Consider the following 15,622-nt stretch of genomic DNA (forward strand, 5'->3'; position numbering starts at 1 on the left):
TCTGAATCAACTTGATTCACTATTGCTAACACGACCCGACTTATTATGTCATCGCCGCTGGTATCAAGGTAATGTCTTTCGCATCAAAGGGTCTAAATATATCAACTGATGATAATGGGTGTCAGTGATCGGCATTGGGTGGACTTGTTTTTTTTGGGGGGTGCAAGAAATGGGGAACGGATAGGATGCCTAACCGGCAATGAATATGACGTTTGCGTAAGGTGCTTGCGCCGATTTTGGATTGCACCAATGGTCGGAATTTTCATTGGTATTTAGGAATATGCGCTATTTGGAAGGGTAATGGCTGAATTGATTGCACAAAAGCACACCAGAAAAAAACCAACCAAATAGAGTCAGCCTGTCGTTATGCCGCGATGAAAGCTAGATATGAGGAGGCCTTTGCAAAACCCCTATAGTTGAAAAATTAATCCTTTATAATCAATAGTCAAAAACTTATGGTGAGGGCTTTTGCAAAGGCCTCCAGTTATTTTTGCACCCAACCGGGTTAGCTATTCACGAATTTAGTTTTGAAACCTTTGGGGGTTAGCCCGATAATTTTTACAAATGTTTTTCTAAAAGCACTGTTATCTTCATAACCTACCTCTGATGATATGGTTTCGAATGTGCTATTTGTTGTTTCAATTAGGTCACAGGCTTTTTGAATACGCAGTCTTTGTAAATATTGTGCGGGCCGCAATCCAGTGGCTTTAACAAATCGTCTTAAGAAAGTTCGTTCGCTGAGATGGCCTTGCTTTGATAGGGCGGTTATTGTGATGGGCTCATTAAAATGAATCTGCATATAATGCTGAATTTTAAGAATCACGGGGTCACCATGATCTAGTTTAGGCACAAAGCTTCGATAATAGCGCTGCTCCCGCAAGCCCGTGTCGACAATCAGATATTTTCCGAGCTGACGCATGATATGCGGGTGCGTAAACTGCGCGACCAACTCCAAGCCTAAATCTATCCAAGACATAATGCCATCGGCGGTAATGATGTCACCATCATTAATCAATGTTTTATCAACGTCTAATGCGACGTTGGGATAGGCGTAAGAAAACTGTGCGGCGAGGTCCCAATGGGTTGTGGCCGGCCTCTGTTCCAGCAAGCCTGTAGAGGCAAGAATAAAGGCTCCTGCACAGGCTGAGCAGGTGATAGCACCTCGGGCATGATGTTTTTTTATCCAGTCTTTCAACTGTTTGTCCGGAGATAAATAATAATCATTTGCAATACTTGGTGGAATAAGGACCGCCTGCAATAAGAAGGTGTGATCATCATTTATCGTTTCTGTAACGCGTTCAATGTCACACGATTCCGTAGAAAAGCATCGCTGAATGTCATGCTGCTTACATATATTGTTAGCCAATATAAACATTTCTTCGAGCCCATGTACTGCTGATTGCATGGCTCCAGGATAATTGATAATACCGATTTTTATAGTTATAGCATCCATTTGTTATTTTTAACCTGTTTTATGCCATTTATGGCTTTAGTGTATCTTGCTATTGTCGGTAATAATCTTTTTTTCTTTACCGAGCAAGGGTGATTATGTTGAAGACAGCATTGCTTTTAATTGGTTTCCAGAATGATTATTTCCAGGATGGTAAATGGCTGCTGGGAGGCATGGAGAAGGCCGTTAAACAAGGTGAAAAATTGTTGGCTGTCTTTAGAGAGAATGGACTTCCCGTTGTGCATATACGACATGAATATGCAATTGATTCCCCGCCTTTTTTCCTGCCCAGTTCGAGATGTGCTGAGATTCATGCATCGATGATGCCTCAGGATGGTGAATGTGTGATACAGAGTCATCAGGTAAATAGTTTGCGGGATACAGGGTTAAAAGATTTCTTAGACCGGGCGGGCATAGAGAATACGATCATTGCCGGTGCCGTGAGTCATGTGTGTGTTGATGCACTGACCCGTGCGGCGCATGATTTTGGTTATAACTGCTCAGTTGCGCATGATGCTTGTGCGACATTAGATGTGGAGTTTAATGGTAATGTTATTCCGGCAGATCAGGTGCATGCTGCTTTCATGGCGGCATTGGGTTTTGCCTGTGCTCAGGTTACAAGCACTGAGGAATTATTGGATAAACTGGTTTATCTGGAAGATGAGCGTAAGTTACTTGATGAACTGTTTTAAGTGAGACGGTGTTAAGGCTGCCTTAACTCCTCCGCACATTCTGGGTAAACTTAATTTATACCGGATTTAAATGTAAACGACGGCAACCGGTTATCATATCTGAATAATCCGTATTTCACCCCCACACCCTTGGGAAAATCGTTTGAATCAGAGGAGAGAGTGTGGTTTATTTAAAAATGATGACGTATGCCCATTGTCCAGGTGTTGCGGTCACGATCCATGGTAGCGTTGTTATCGTCTACATTGACATGTTGATAGCCGCCAAAAAGACTGGAGCGTTTACTTAAATCGTGAAATGCGCCCACTGTAATACTTTCTGATTTCCGGCTCGCAAAAGCATTTGCGCTAAACGCATTCGTCATGCCGCCTTGTAGAATGAACGTATTATTCCCCCGTTTATACTGCCCCCCTGCATACCAGACAATGCCATCACCCCCAGGATTGATCGCGGAATTACATTGTCTGGTTGCTTCGCCTATCTTGCCCAGAGCTGCCGCATCGGAACAGGTCGCCGCGCCGAGTGCGTTGTTTATATAGTCGAGTTGACCTTGAAGGCGGAAATTCTTGTAATGCCAGACACCGCCGATGCGTCCGACTTCTTCTGTTTTGAGATGGACTGCCGCGATATTTTTTTGTAAGGTACTAATGTTATCTCGCGAGTAACCACCGAACACATCAAAGGTGTGATCCTCATAGTCAACCGAATATTTGGCCGCGATTTGCAAATCCCATTCGCCATTTGCACCGCCTGTATTGCCGATATTGCCTCCTGCACCGCCGAGAACGCCACCAAGATTGGCTTCAAGCTGACTGGCATCGCCCGGCATGAGCATCGCTGCAAAGGAAAGTCCGTTTATGTCGACAGAGTCAAACCGTACGACGCTATTAACAGCAGAGTACGAGCCTGAGCCCAGCCCATTGGCGCTGGCAATCATGGTGCCGCCGCTGCCGGTCGCTTGCAGTACCGTATAGACAAAGGGATCAATCGTCCATCCCCCGGCAAAATCAGCAAATGGCGAATGGATGCGTCCAAATTTTATCAGGCCCCAGGTATCGTTAGAAAATCCAACCCATCGTTCTCGGGCGCCGGTAGGGCCGCCATTGGTATCAAAACCATAATCAATCATTGCCAGTGCTTTGATTCCGTTCCCCAGATCTTCAGAAATACGCAGGCCCCATGATGAATAAAAGGTTGGATCATTAACGGATGACTGGCTTGAAATGCCTTCAATGTCGATGTTGCTGTACTCAGATTGAATGCGTCCGACGACGGCGAGATCGGCCCATGATGATGGCGACATGAGTGTAAATATCAGGATATTGGCTATCGTCAATACAATAAATGTTTTTTTCATATGATATCTATATATAGTATAAATACGAAAAGTAAAAATAATGATAATCTAAATGATAATAATTATTGGTTACTATGATTAAAAATAAATAGCCTTAAATTGAGATGTATTAATGGATACGGGTGAGGCGGTTTATTAATGAATGTTATCTGTTCCCTATCTGCAATCCAGATTAAATTGGATCACTCCGTACCAGGTTAATCTGGTAGAAGGTCAACGAAAATATAGACAACCACAGGGGGGATGATCGTTTAAATAACGCTATTTTTTATATTGAATCGGTACATTTCAAAATGATGCAGGATTATCAAAATAACAATGATGATCTTTGTTTTTATAAAATAAGTCCTTTTATTAAATAGCTTTTCTGGTTTGGACTTAGCCATGAATAAGATCCTAATATGAAACAAGTTACCTGATTCATCAAAAATATGGTGGTCCGCTGTTACGCTGGCTTCTGTGAAAATATGATGCCGGGTATAATGTACGTACATTGATTATCACTCGTGGGATAACGCTCCTTTTCACGTTAACAGTGATATATCTGAAGACCTTTGCAAAACCCCAATAGTCGAAAAATTAACTCCTTATAATCAATAACCCAAGACTTTTGGCGAGGGCTTTTGCAAAAATCTCCTGGAATACGAATTATTTTTCTTGGTTGTTATAACGAAACTTTCATTCCATTCGATCTTTTATTTTAACCACGTCTCACAATAACTTGCGCTTCATGTTGTCAGAAAACTGTAACAGGATTATGTGATCAGTCATTGTCCTGATTTAGCCGCTGCGATGTTGTTATTCTGATCCATCAGCGATCAGATGAATGTGATTTTTGTCACAACAAGCGAGTAATTTATGGTTTTTATGTCCGTCATCTCATCATATGACGAGCAGCTAGTGAGACAACCTAGCGCAATCTCTCTATTCCAAATAATGGCCAGGCTTATTTTCAAACACAGTGGCGGGAATTTTTTAAGGATTTTCCTTAGCCATGAATGGGTGGTTTACCTATTCGGTAGTTAAGATTGGTATTCTATGATTAAGCTGTCAAAAAAAGTGGATGCGAATGAATCAATAATTTGGCCGGATTTTTCGTTTGAAGCTTATGATGCGGTGTATTTGTTGAAATGAGTGATTGAATAAATCAGCCTCATCTTGTTTGTGAAAATGGCATTGGTGCTGGCATAAATTAGAGTACCGGCCCTATTTAGTTTAACGCGGCTATCAATATTTTAAGGGCAGTATAGGTTATGCTAATCAATAGCTTTCTGCTGAACGAGGTAGGTCAGCAGAGATAGAATGAGGAGATGAATTATGACATCTGGAAAGCGTAAATCAGATAATCGGACTGCCGCTGTAGCCTACAACAGTATTGTAGCCTGTAGCTGTAGCTGTAACGCGTAAAGGCAGTGGTGGTGATGGGTTTTCCTGCAGGGGCGAGTTCGGAGTCCGTTGTTTAGTACGGTGTCATTTTCTCAAAAAAATGCGGGTACTTGAAGAGTGGAATACGCAACCATTGATCGAATGTCAGGAGTGTAGGTCGACTCTATTGCAACCGAGCAATATGACTGGTTCATCTGATAGTGTTGCATTCAATGCTTTTCTGAGTGAGCCGTTTCATCTGTCTCCTACAACAGAAGCGAATGAAACCTGAATCAATCCCCAGCGATATGATTGAAACTTATACTGGTCCGTTGAATTTTTCGGTATGCGAGGGGCGCTCACCGCAGAACTGGTTTCCACATCAGTGCTGGGCAGAATTCCATCTAACCGTTTGTTTTGCTCAATGATGTCAATATAGAAGTCATTATTGAATTCATGGATAAGTGGAATCGCCTGGTTTCCAGTAGTCGAGTACCGTCATCCTTGTCGACCTCATCCGCAGCAGTGGTAGAAGCATCAGTGACCCACTGAGATCTGGTTGGGTATATCAACATGGCTGCATTTGAGTGTAATGAGGTGCCATGTTGATAATCGGCTATTTATTCTGTAGCGCTAATCTGCCGTCGGTTAATCTTTTTGATCGATGACTTTGGGATCTTAAACACAGTTGGCTATGAACATAGGACACCTGTGTTTAATGCGCTGAAAAGTAGATGTGTCATGGATATCTTGTCTTGATCGCTATTAAATATTGACGCAGTTTAATAAGCAAGATGAAGAAATCGGTTCGTTATTCATATGCTGGAGAGTGCAATTGGATCTATAACCGCATGGGATAACGGGGAAGAGGAGACGAATGGATGCCGATCAGGGGATTGTCCTGGATTATTTTTGTTTTCACACTGATTGAGTATTATCGAGGTGAGTTGTGACAGGATTCCTGGCGTGATACGAAAATACGAATAGGTACATTATGCGCATGCTGTTTAATTGGGTTATCGTGGTTATCCTGATTTATCTGCTGCTTGTTTTACTGTTATTTCTGGGTCAGTCACGCTTGATATTTTTCCCAGAAACTGGCCGTAAGATTATAGCCACGCCCGGCCAGGTCGGATTAGTCTATGAATCGGTGAGGATTAACACAGTGGATAATGAAATGCTGCACGGCTGGTTTGTTCCCGCATCTGGAGCAAAGGCGACAGTACTATTTTTTCACGGCAATGCCGGTAATATTTCCCATCGTATCGGTTACTTGTCGATGTTTAATCAGCTGGACTATAACTTACTTATTTTTGATTACCGTGGTTATGGCCAGAGTAGCGGTACGCCAACGGAATCCGGTACCTATCTGGATGCTTTGGCAGCATGGCGTTATCTGATTGAGGTAAAAGGGATTTCTCCGTCGCGTATTATTCTATTCGGCGAATCCCTCGGTGGTGCTGTAGCGGCCTGGCTTGCGGCACACAAAGCCCCAGGAATGCTGGTGCTGGCCTCGGTATTTACTTCTGTTCCGGACATGGCAGAAGAAATTTATCCTTTTTTTCCCGTACGACGGATAGCACGATTTAATTACGATACCGTTGAATCATTGCGATCGGTAACTTGCCCTGTATTAATTGTCCACAGTTTGCAAGATGAGATCGTGCCATTTAAACACGGTCAGAGTTTATATCAGATGGCCTTTGAGCCAAAACAATTCCTGACATTACAAGGCGGACATAATGATGGGTTTATCTTTATGCAGGAGTCTTGGATAAGGTCATTTGAAAACTTCGTTACTGAAAATTTAATAATCCAGTCTCCGTAGGACCGCCGATCAGCTATCGATTAACTGGCTCATGGCCCTCTTGAGTTTATTCTTGCATTGGTTTTCTCTGCCACTGAAATCAATTAATCCGGTAGTTCTTAGGCATTCACTATATTCGAATAAGATATCATTTTTTTTCTGAATATAATCGATCGAGGTTGAAAGCTGTTGTACCTGACTAACCACATCTTTCAGGTTACTTTTTTCAATGGTAGCGCCTACGTTGTCAATGCTTTCTTTTGTATCCTCAAGTTTCTGCAACGATTCTTTATTTGCTTGATCCACTTGCTGAGCAAAAGCCTGTTTTGCCGTCTGAGTATAATTTGCGAGTTCGTGAATATTTTTCTGTGTAATGGAATCCAGTGTATTTTTATATTCGTTTAATTCTTTTTGTACAAAGGAATTAAATGTTGTTTGAAAGTTTTCTATTGTAGCGTCAATTTTTTGATTAAATACCTGCATTCTTTTCTCTATCAAATCGCTGACGTCATCATCAATTCGGTTCAGGATATCACCAGAAATTTTATCAGTCGGTTCTCTTGACTCAATAATTTCATTTTTCATTTTACTTAGATCGCGTTTAATTTCATCAACGAATACCTTTTGTTTATCTTCATGAAGATGTTGCGCCTGTTTTTCATTTTCAGTGATGAGCCATGAGATAAATATCAGATCTTTCTTTTGTTCTTCATTAAGATCATCAATCAAGCCTTCGAGCATATTGGAAGCCACTTCTTTGTTGGTTAAGTGCTCCAGATGGTCGAGGTTTGCTGCGTTCAATAACGCTTTCAGGTTGACCTGCATTTCATCAATATTTGCTTCAGCCTTAGATATTTCGGTTGACTGGCGGAGTAATTCATAAGGTAGGAAAACGACAGCGAGAAGCGTGCAGATAATATAGGCAGTAATTTTCCATTTTTTGCTGCTCAGTGAAAAGCTCAATCCAAATAACAGAATAATCAAAAATAGAGAGGGTGCTACGATCGAAGCAATCTCTAGCCAACTTCTATCGGCAACGGTATTAAAGGAAAAGTTATTTATTAATTCAGTTATCAATTCACTCATCGATCACTCCTTATATGGACAGAACAGATTCAATAACGAGGAATATTTCTCCATGCTTGTTTATTAAATTAAATACGGATAATTCGCTGTCGAATTTAACGGCCATTATATAAACGATAAAGTTAGTTAAGCAAGCGATCGTTCTTGTATGAATATGGTGAATCAAGCAGCCTGTCAGCATTCAGCCTGGCAAGATGCCTCTGCATAAGTACCTTTATTCAGCCCATTTTTTTGATGGTCGTTTATTCTCCCATAGCCTTATGGCCTTACTTTATATGGCGGTGATCTTTTCTGGCGTACAGAACAGATAGCAATAATGACTGATAATATATGCTTTGGGTTGCACCGCGCCCTGGTTAGAAGGCGGGTTATGAGCTGAGTGTGCGGGAATGCGATGTTATTGCAACACCGATTCGGACGCCGCGTGAAAATTAAACACTAAGCGCTATAATTAGCTACATCAATCTGTTTTGAATGGGCGTTTTTCAATCGCTGTTTCAGTCATGATTGCTTGTAGCTCACGAAACAATAAACGGAAGCTTTTAGGTGGTTTGTTTGTAAGCTTTTCTTTATGCGTATTACGCACCAGTAACCGTAAGTGCTGTATATCGGCAGTCGGATAGTTTTGTGCCAGTTCAGTGAAGCTTTGATCATCCGCCAAGAGGCGATCCCGCCAGCGTTCTAGCTGATGCAGTCGGGTTGTTTGTTGCAGAGACGTGTTTTGCCAGGCGAATAATTTTTCCTGAATGAGCGTAACGTCAATTTTACGCATTAATTTACCAATGAACTGCATTTGTCGGCGCCGTGCACCGTGTTGATGTATCTGTTTCGCTGCAAGAATTGCGTCCATGAGTATTTCGGGCAGATCAAGCTCATGCAGCCGTTTGAGTTCAAGTGCTGTCAATTGTTCACCCATTTCCTGCAATGCATGCATTGCTTGTTTGCGTTGCGTTTTGCTGGGGGGTGCAGCCTCATTATGATCATTTTCTGGATTATTTTGCATGGGAACCTGTGTAATACGATATCAAGAAGCTGCTATCATAACGCCCTAATTCATTTTTTTGGCTCCAAAAGTAATGATAACGCGCTAAATTTCTCAGTTTAATATTATCTCCACAAAGAATTTACTCTATGAATAATCTATCCGTGTCAAATTCCCGATTTTCGTATCCACTCACTACGCTTCAGCAAATTGCACGCGACATTCTGACTTATGCCAAACAGGGTGGGGCGACTGCTTGTGAAACAAATGTATCGGATGGTTTCGGTCAAACCGTAACGGTGCGCCAGAAAGCAGTTGAAACCATTGAATACAATCGTGATAAGGGGTTGTCCGTCACGGTTTATATTGGGCAGAAACGGGGCAATGCCAGCACGACTGATTTCTCTCCACAAGCAATTAATGATACGGTTTCGGCGGCACTTTCCATTGCACGTTATACGGCTGAAGATGATTGTGCGGGATTAGCTGATGCGACATTATTGGCACAAGTATTTCCGGATCTGGATTTATACTACCCCTGGATTCTACCCGTAGAGGAGGCCATACAACTTGCTGGTGCTTGTGAGGCTGCTGCCTATGCGACGGATAAGCGTATTATCAATTCAGAGGGCGCCAGTGTTGCCCTGGGAGAGTCCCAGTTTGTATATGCCAATAGCCTGGGATTTATGGGAGGATATCCGCTGTCACGCCACAGTATTAGCTGTGCTGTCATTGCGGGCGAAAATAATACCATGCAGCGCGATTATTGGTATAGCGTGGCACGTGATACAGTCGATCTGGAATCGGCTGAGAGTATTGGCCGGAAAGCAGGGGCGCGTAGTGTTGCGCGTCTGGGCGCGAAGAAAATTGCAACCTGTGAGGTGCCTGTATTATTTGAAGCGCCGATTGCTTCCAGCTTAATCAGTCATTTTGTTGCCGCGGTGAGTGGCGGTAATCTTTATCGAAAATCCTCCTTTTTGCTAGATAGTCTGGATCGACAGGTATTCGCTTCAGATATTCAAATTCGTGAATTGCCGCATATCAAGAAGGGCTTGGCGAGCAGTGCTTTTGATGATGAAGGGGTAGCAACGCATCCACGCCATGTGGTTGAGAACGGGGTGGTAAAGGGCTATTTCCTGGGGAGTTATTCCGCACGTAAACTAGGGCTGTGCTCTACTGGAAATGCGGGCGGGTGCCATAATCTGGTGCTTGAGAATGCGGCTCCAGAGTGTTTCGAAGCGCTGCTTAAGAAAATGGGCACCGGCCTGTTGGTAACAGAGTTACTGGGCCATGGAATGAATGCGGTAACAGGAGATTATTCCCGCGGTGCTTCTGGTTATTGGGTTGAAGGAGGGGAGATTCGTTATCCGGTGGAAGAAATTACTATTGCCGGTAATATGAAAGAAATGCTGCTCGGCATTATTGCAGTCGGTGATGACGTGGTGGTGCATGGATCGAAACAAAGCGGCTCAATTTTAATAGAACGGATGACTGTTGCAGGCGGTTAAAGTGATGTCATTCCTGACGCTCCGTTTCAGTTATTGAGTAAATAATTCAAATGAAATTCCTTCGCAAGTTTGAGCAGGCTGTTGACGCGCTTTCCGGCAGTTTTGGCTGGCTCGCAGGATGGCTTTGTATCCTGATGATCTGTATTGTATTTATTGATGTGATTGCACGCTATCTGTTTGATGGTGGTTTAATTGCCCTACAGGAAATGGAATGGCACCTGTTTGCTGCTGTCTTTTTACTGGGTGCAGCTTATACCATGCGCGAAGATGCCAATGTTCGGGTAGATGTATTCTATGCGCGTATGACTGTCCGGAAAAAGGCAATTGTAGATATTTTGGGTACGGTATTTTTTGTTATTCCGATGTGTTCATTGATTTTATATAGCGCTTATGATTTTGTGACTTATTCCTACAAGATACAGGAAATATCCAATGATCCAGGAGGCTTGCATTATCGGTTTATCTTTAAGGCGTTATTGCCACTAGGCTATTTTCTTGTGCTGATGCAGTCATTGACGATTATCTCGCGTAACGTGCGTTTGCTGATTGAAAATACAAATCGAGAATTGGCTCATGATCGCACTTCAGTGCATCGGGAAAAATAATGATTGCGCTGATTATGTTTCTGGTTTGCCTCGTATTTCTGGCGATGGGCTATCCTGTGGCGTTTACATTTGGTGGCGTGGCGCTCATGTTCGGGCTCTATTCGGAGGGCCTGCAGTTATTTTTGCTGGTCGCCGAACGTATGCATTCAATCATGACCAATATTACGCTGATGGCGGTTCCTTTATTCATTTTCATGGGATTGATACTGGAGAAAGCGGGTATTGCAGAAAGAATGCTGGTATCAATGGGATCGCTGTTTGGCCATGTCCGCGGTGGATTAGCTGTTTCCACGATATTGGTCGGCATGCTGCTGGCTGCATCGACCGGCGTGGTGGGTGCATCCGTTGTAACCATGGGATTGATTGCGCTACCGGTCATGCTGAAATATAGCTATGATAAACAGCTCGCCAGTGGTGTCATCTGTGCGTCAGGGACACTGGGGCAAATCATTCCTCCTTCCATTATTCTCATTATTATGGGCGATGTCCTGCAACGACCGGTAGGCGATTTTTATCGAGCAGCGATTGTTCCTGGTCTGTTACTGGTGGTTCTCTATATTGTTTATTGTCTTTTGTTGGCGCTATATAAGAAAGAGGTTGCACCGCCGATGCCTCGTAGCGGCGCGTCACTAATGACACAATATGTGCAGGCGTTTAAAACAATCGTACCCGCGCTGGCATTAATCATGATTGTTTTGGGAACGGTGATTGTTGGTGTGGCTACCCCGACTGAATCGGCTGCCATGGGCGTGGTCGGCGCTATCATATTGGCGTTGATCGGCGGACATTTCAGATTTTCCATGTTGCATCAGGTTGCGATGGAAACAACCAAAATCAGCGCAATGGTTTTTACCATACTGGCGGGTGCCACTTTCTTTTCAATGGTATTCACCTATACCGGTGGCGATGAAGCTGTCGAACAGATCATGCAACATATTCCTGGAGGTAAATGGGGGTTTGTAGTGCTGATGATGTGGTTGATATTTCTGCTCGGATTTTTTATCGATTTTGTTGAGATTGCCTATATTTTTATTCCCATGATTGCACCAATCCTGAGCCAGATCGGCATTGATCCGATCTGGTTCGGTATACTCGTTGCGCTAAATTTACAGGCTTCTTTTCTGACACCTCCTTTTGGATTTTCGCTGTTTTATTTACGTGGAGTGGCTCCGTCAACAATCAGTACACTGGATATTTATCGGGGAGTGATTCCATTCATCTTTTTACAGTTGGTGGCTCTGGTTGCAGTGATGCTTTTTCCTGGCATGATCACTTTATTCTGAATACCCGTTACATCAGCCAGATTTATCGCTTTTTCATGAAAAATGTAAAGGTTTCCGTTGTTTCTGATTGAGATAATAATTCATTGCCTGTTTGCTCGGCAAAAACTTGAAAATCAATGACTGCACCGGGGTCGGTGGCAACAATTTTTAATATCTGTCCACTGCGCATATCTGCCAGAGATCTTTTGGTACGCAATACGGGTAGCGGGCAAACCAGACCGCGTGCATCGAGTTCTTTATCAAAATTCATTTTTTCCTCCTTAACCAATTTTGATTCACGATCTTGATGATAAATCATGGATCTTGAAGATAAAGATGCGGTAGGATAGCGCATTTTCTACTGATCTGATTACTATGCCCGTTAATATTATCCCTTTATTACCTGACCAATTATTGCCAATAGCCGGTTTATCATTGGGTATCGCCGAGGCGGGTATTAAAAAATCCGGCCGTAAGGATTTATTGATTATCGCACTAGACGAAGATGTGAAAGTGGCGGGTGTTTTCACCCAGAATCGATTTTGCGCAGCCCCCGTTGTGGTTGCGAAAGCGCATCTTGCCAGTGTAGCAGATGGTCAATCCTCAATACGTGCGCTGGTGATTAATACGGGCAATGCGAATGCGGGTACAGGTGAGACCGGCCTTGCGGATACACAGGTTACTTGTGCTGCGCTAGCTGAGTTATTAAATTGCGATTCGCAGGCAGTATTGCCTTTTTCTACCGGGGTTATCATGGAACCGCTGCCGTTGGTGAAGATTGTTAGTGGTTTACCCCTTGCTGTGGCGAATCTCGCAGCAGATAACTGGTTTGCTGCTGCGCAAGCAATCATGACTACGGATACTGTACCCAAAGCCGTATCAAAACAGATTCTGCTGAATGGCAAAACGATCACTATTACAGGTATTGCTAAGGGATCGGGCATGATTCACCCTAACATGGCAACCATGTTGGGTTATGTAGCAACAGATGCGGGGGTAAGTCAATCACTGCTACACGAGATTGCACGGTACGCGGCTGATCACTCCTTTAACTGTATTACGGTGGATGGTGATACCTCCACCAATGATGCTTTTGTGCTAATGGCGACGGGTCGTGCGGCACCTGCTGAGATCAACGACAGGGAAAGCCTAGAATTCAATCTCTTGCGAGAGGCGATTACCAGAGTTTCTGCGGAACTGGCTCAGATGATTGTGCGCGATGGTGAGGGCGCGACCAAATTTATTACGGTACAGGTTGAGGCAGGAAAGAATCGCGATGAATGTGCTCGCATTGCCTATGCGATTGCGCATTCGCCCTTGGTCAAAACGGCTTTTTTCGCATCTGATCCTAATTTGGGAAGAATTCTTGCTGCGATTGGATACGCCGGCATAGTGGATCTTGACGTCAATGATATACAGCTCTATCTCGACGAGGTATTGGTTGCCGAGCGCGGCGGAAGGGCACAAAGCTACCGAGAACAGGATGGTCAGCGAGTCATGAGTCAATCAGAGATCACCGTGCGGGTGGTTTTAAATCGCGGGGCCGCTGCAGCGAAAGTATGGACTTGTGATTTTTCTTATGATTATGTCCGGATTAATGCGGATTACCGGAGTTAATGATCTGTGTCTAAGAATAAGTTAAATAAATTGTGTAATCGTGCGGACAAATTGCTTGCCCGCTTGGAAAGATGGGTGCCTGCTGAGCAATCTGTCGCAGACTGGAACGAAGCGATCGTGTTTCGCTGGCGCAAGCAAGGTTATGTCGGATTTATTCAGCCGATTGTTCATCCCCATCACATTACTCTGGATGCGTTATGCGGCATTGATGAGCAGAAACAGCGGGTCGATCAAAATACATATCAGTTTGTACAAGGTTATCCCGCGAATAATGTATTGCTTACCGGCGCCAGAGGCACTGGTAAATCATCGTTGATAAAAGCGCTGTTGAACAAATATGCCAGTCAAGGTCTGCGTTTGATTGAAGTAGAAAAACACAATTTAATTGATTTGCATGACATCGTCGAACAGATTTATCTGCGACCGGAACGTTTTATCTTGTATTGTGATGATTTGTCATTCGAGATGGATGAGCCGGGCTATAAGGCGTTAAAGGTCGTCCTGGATGGCTCAATGGCAGCAGTTTCTGAAAATGTTTTAATTTATGCGACATCGAATCGACGTCATATGATTCCGGAGTTCATGCAGGATAATCTGGATACGCGGCATATTGATGGAGAAATCCATCCGGGAGAAGCGATTGAAGAGAAAATTGCATTATCGGAGCGTTTTGGATTATGGCTCTCTTTCTATCCTTTCGACCAGGATCGCTATTTAGAGATTATTCAGTACTGGCTGGCTCATTTTGGCATTAAGAAAGTAACGGCTTCGATACGTACAGCCGCGTTGCAATGGGCTTTGGAACGCGGCTCCAGGAGTGGACGGGTTGCCTGGCAATTTGCCCGTGATTGGGCTGGCAGACATCACGCTGTCAGCCAAAATAAATGATGATGTCTGGATCTAATGGTGATATCTGATTCAGCCGTGATTGTTGAGGTCGTTGCCGCGATTATCATCCGTTCGGATGGCCGTTTCTTGCTGGCTCGCAGGCCTGAGGGCAAACCCTATTCCGGTTATTGGGAATTCCCGGGAGGCAAGGTGGAGGCAGGTGAATCCTTGCTGCACGCGCTCAAGCGGGAGCTGCAAGAGGAATTGGGAATGCAGATGCTACATGCAGATCCCTGGATGACACGTATTTTTACTTATACTCACGCGACTGTCCGCCTGCACTTTTTTCGCGTTACAGACTGGCACGGTGGCTTGTGGGCACGGGAAAATCAGCGGTTATCCTGGCAATCTCCCCATGATATTGAGGTTGAACCGGTATTACCCGCAAACGCCCCTATTATACAGGCGCTGCAGTTGCCATCGATTTATGCCATTACACAGGCGACAGCACTGGGTATCGATGCGGCCTTGACACGGATTGAGGATGCTTTGCAACGTGGCTTACGAATGATACAGATACGTGAAAAGGAAATGTCGAGAGAGGCCTTGCGTACTTTTTCAGGTGAAGTGATCAAACGTGCGCATGCGTATGGCGCAAAAGTCTTGATTAATGGAGATGGGGTGTTTTCTCGTGAAACGGACGCAGATGGCGTACATTTTTCATCATCACAGCTAATGGCACTTTCATGCCGACCTGAGCAGGGTCTGTGTGGTGCGTCCTGTCATAATACCGAAGAACTTCATCATGCTGCGCAGTTGAATCTGGATTTTATCGTGTTGAGTCCTGTTTTTCCGACCTTGAGTCATCCTGGGTCTCCAGCACTTGGCTGGCAGAAATTTGCTGCACTGATTCGTGATTACTCTCTGCCCGTTTATGCTCTGGGTGGATTACGCCAGGAAGACCTGGCGACAGCTCAGGAGTTGGGTGCTCATGGTATTGCCATGATGCGCGGTACTTGATGGTTTGCTTTTTTTATCAAATAGCGCGTAAAACTTCGTCCTTCA

13 protein-coding genes are annotated in these 15,622 nt (G+C 44.0%); 8 read left to right on the forward strand and 5 right to left on the reverse strand.

Features of this window, described 5'->3' with window-relative positions; translation table 11 throughout:
- Positions 1-505: 505 nt before the first annotated feature.
- Complete coding sequence (locus BUQ89_RS00705) at positions 506-1,453, reverse strand: GlxA family transcriptional regulator (protein WP_028462269.1); 948 nt, start codon at positions 1,451-1,453, stop codon at positions 506-508.
- A 95-nt stretch (positions 1,454-1,548) separates the two neighbouring features.
- Between BUQ89_RS00705 and BUQ89_RS00710 the strand changes: the two genes are divergently transcribed.
- Positions 1,549-2,142, forward strand: coding sequence for a cysteine hydrolase family protein (locus BUQ89_RS00710; RefSeq protein ID WP_051537699.1), 594 nt, complete (start codon positions 1,549-1,551; stop codon positions 2,140-2,142).
- Between the two features lie 170 nt (positions 2,143-2,312).
- Here BUQ89_RS00710 and BUQ89_RS00715 read toward each other — a convergent pair whose 3' ends face one another.
- Positions 2,313-3,497, reverse strand: a complete 1,185-nt coding sequence (locus BUQ89_RS00715; RefSeq protein ID WP_028462268.1) for a porin — start codon at positions 3,495-3,497, stop codon at positions 2,313-2,315.
- A gap of 2,365 nt (positions 3,498-5,862) precedes the next feature.
- On the opposite strand from BUQ89_RS00715, the gene BUQ89_RS00725 reads away from it, so the two are divergent.
- Positions 5,863-6,690, forward strand: coding sequence for an alpha/beta hydrolase (locus BUQ89_RS00725; RefSeq protein ID WP_245812863.1), 828 nt, complete (start codon positions 5,863-5,865; stop codon positions 6,688-6,690).
- A 9-nt stretch (positions 6,691-6,699) separates the two neighbouring features.
- Here the strand turns inward: BUQ89_RS00725 and BUQ89_RS00730 are convergent, their stop codons facing one another.
- Complete coding sequence (locus BUQ89_RS00730) at positions 6,700-7,755, reverse strand: DUF445 domain-containing protein (protein ID WP_028462265.1); 1,056 nt, start codon at positions 7,753-7,755, stop codon at positions 6,700-6,702.
- A gap of 460 nt (positions 7,756-8,215) precedes the next feature.
- Positions 8,216-8,758: a ribosome biogenesis factor YjgA gene (gene yjgA, locus BUQ89_RS00735; RefSeq protein ID WP_028462264.1), complete on the reverse strand. Its 543-nt coding sequence runs from the start codon at positions 8,756-8,758 to the stop codon at positions 8,216-8,218.
- A gap of 128 nt (positions 8,759-8,886) precedes the next feature.
- Between yjgA and pmbA the strand changes: the two genes are divergently transcribed.
- From pmbA to BUQ89_RS00750, 3 genes are read left to right on the forward strand one after another with little or no spacing between them, the layout of a single operon-like run.
- Positions 8,887-10,245, forward strand: coding sequence for a metalloprotease PmbA (pmbA, locus tag BUQ89_RS00740; RefSeq protein WP_028462263.1), 1,359 nt, complete (start codon positions 8,887-8,889; stop codon positions 10,243-10,245).
- Positions 10,246-10,295: 50 nt separating this feature from the next.
- On the forward strand, positions 10,296-10,850 hold the full coding sequence (locus BUQ89_RS00745) for a TRAP transporter small permease subunit (RefSeq protein ID WP_028462262.1): 555 nt from the start codon (positions 10,296-10,298) through the stop codon (positions 10,848-10,850).
- On the forward strand, positions 10,850-12,133 hold the full coding sequence (locus tag BUQ89_RS00750; protein WP_028462261.1) for a TRAP transporter large permease: 1,284 nt from the start codon (positions 10,850-10,852) through the stop codon (positions 12,131-12,133). Before BUQ89_RS00745 ends, BUQ89_RS00750 begins: the two co-directional genes overlap by 1 nt.
- A gap of 22 nt (positions 12,134-12,155) precedes the next feature.
- On the opposite strand, the gene BUQ89_RS00755 is transcribed toward BUQ89_RS00750, so the two are convergent.
- Entirely contained in the window at positions 12,156-12,383 is a 228-nt protein-coding gene (locus BUQ89_RS00755; RefSeq protein WP_028462260.1) for a sulfurtransferase TusA family protein, read from the reverse strand.
- A 104-nt stretch (positions 12,384-12,487) separates the two neighbouring features.
- On the opposite strand from BUQ89_RS00755, the gene argJ reads away from it, so the two are divergent.
- From argJ to BUQ89_RS00770, 3 genes are read left to right on the forward strand one after another with little or no spacing between them, the layout of a single operon-like run.
- Positions 12,488-13,729, forward strand: coding sequence for a bifunctional glutamate N-acetyltransferase/amino-acid acetyltransferase ArgJ (gene argJ / locus BUQ89_RS00760; protein WP_028462259.1), 1,242 nt, complete (start codon positions 12,488-12,490; stop codon positions 13,727-13,729).
- 6 nt (positions 13,730-13,735) lie between these two features.
- The gene (locus BUQ89_RS00765) at positions 13,736-14,617 is read left to right on the forward strand and encodes an ATP-binding protein (RefSeq protein ID WP_028462258.1); all 882 of its coding nucleotides are present in this window, start codon (positions 13,736-13,738) and stop codon (positions 14,615-14,617) included.
- A gap of 15 nt (positions 14,618-14,632) precedes the next feature.
- A complete protein-coding gene (locus tag BUQ89_RS00770) occupies positions 14,633-15,577 on the forward strand; it encodes a Nudix family hydrolase (protein WP_143071280.1) in 945 nt (314 codons plus the stop codon).
- Positions 15,578-15,622 lie beyond the last annotated feature (45 nt).

Source organism: Nitrosomonas cryotolerans ATCC 49181 (assembly GCF_900143275.1).
Taxonomy (GTDB): domain Bacteria; phylum Pseudomonadota; class Gammaproteobacteria; order Burkholderiales; family Nitrosomonadaceae; genus Nitrosomonas; species Nitrosomonas cryotolerans.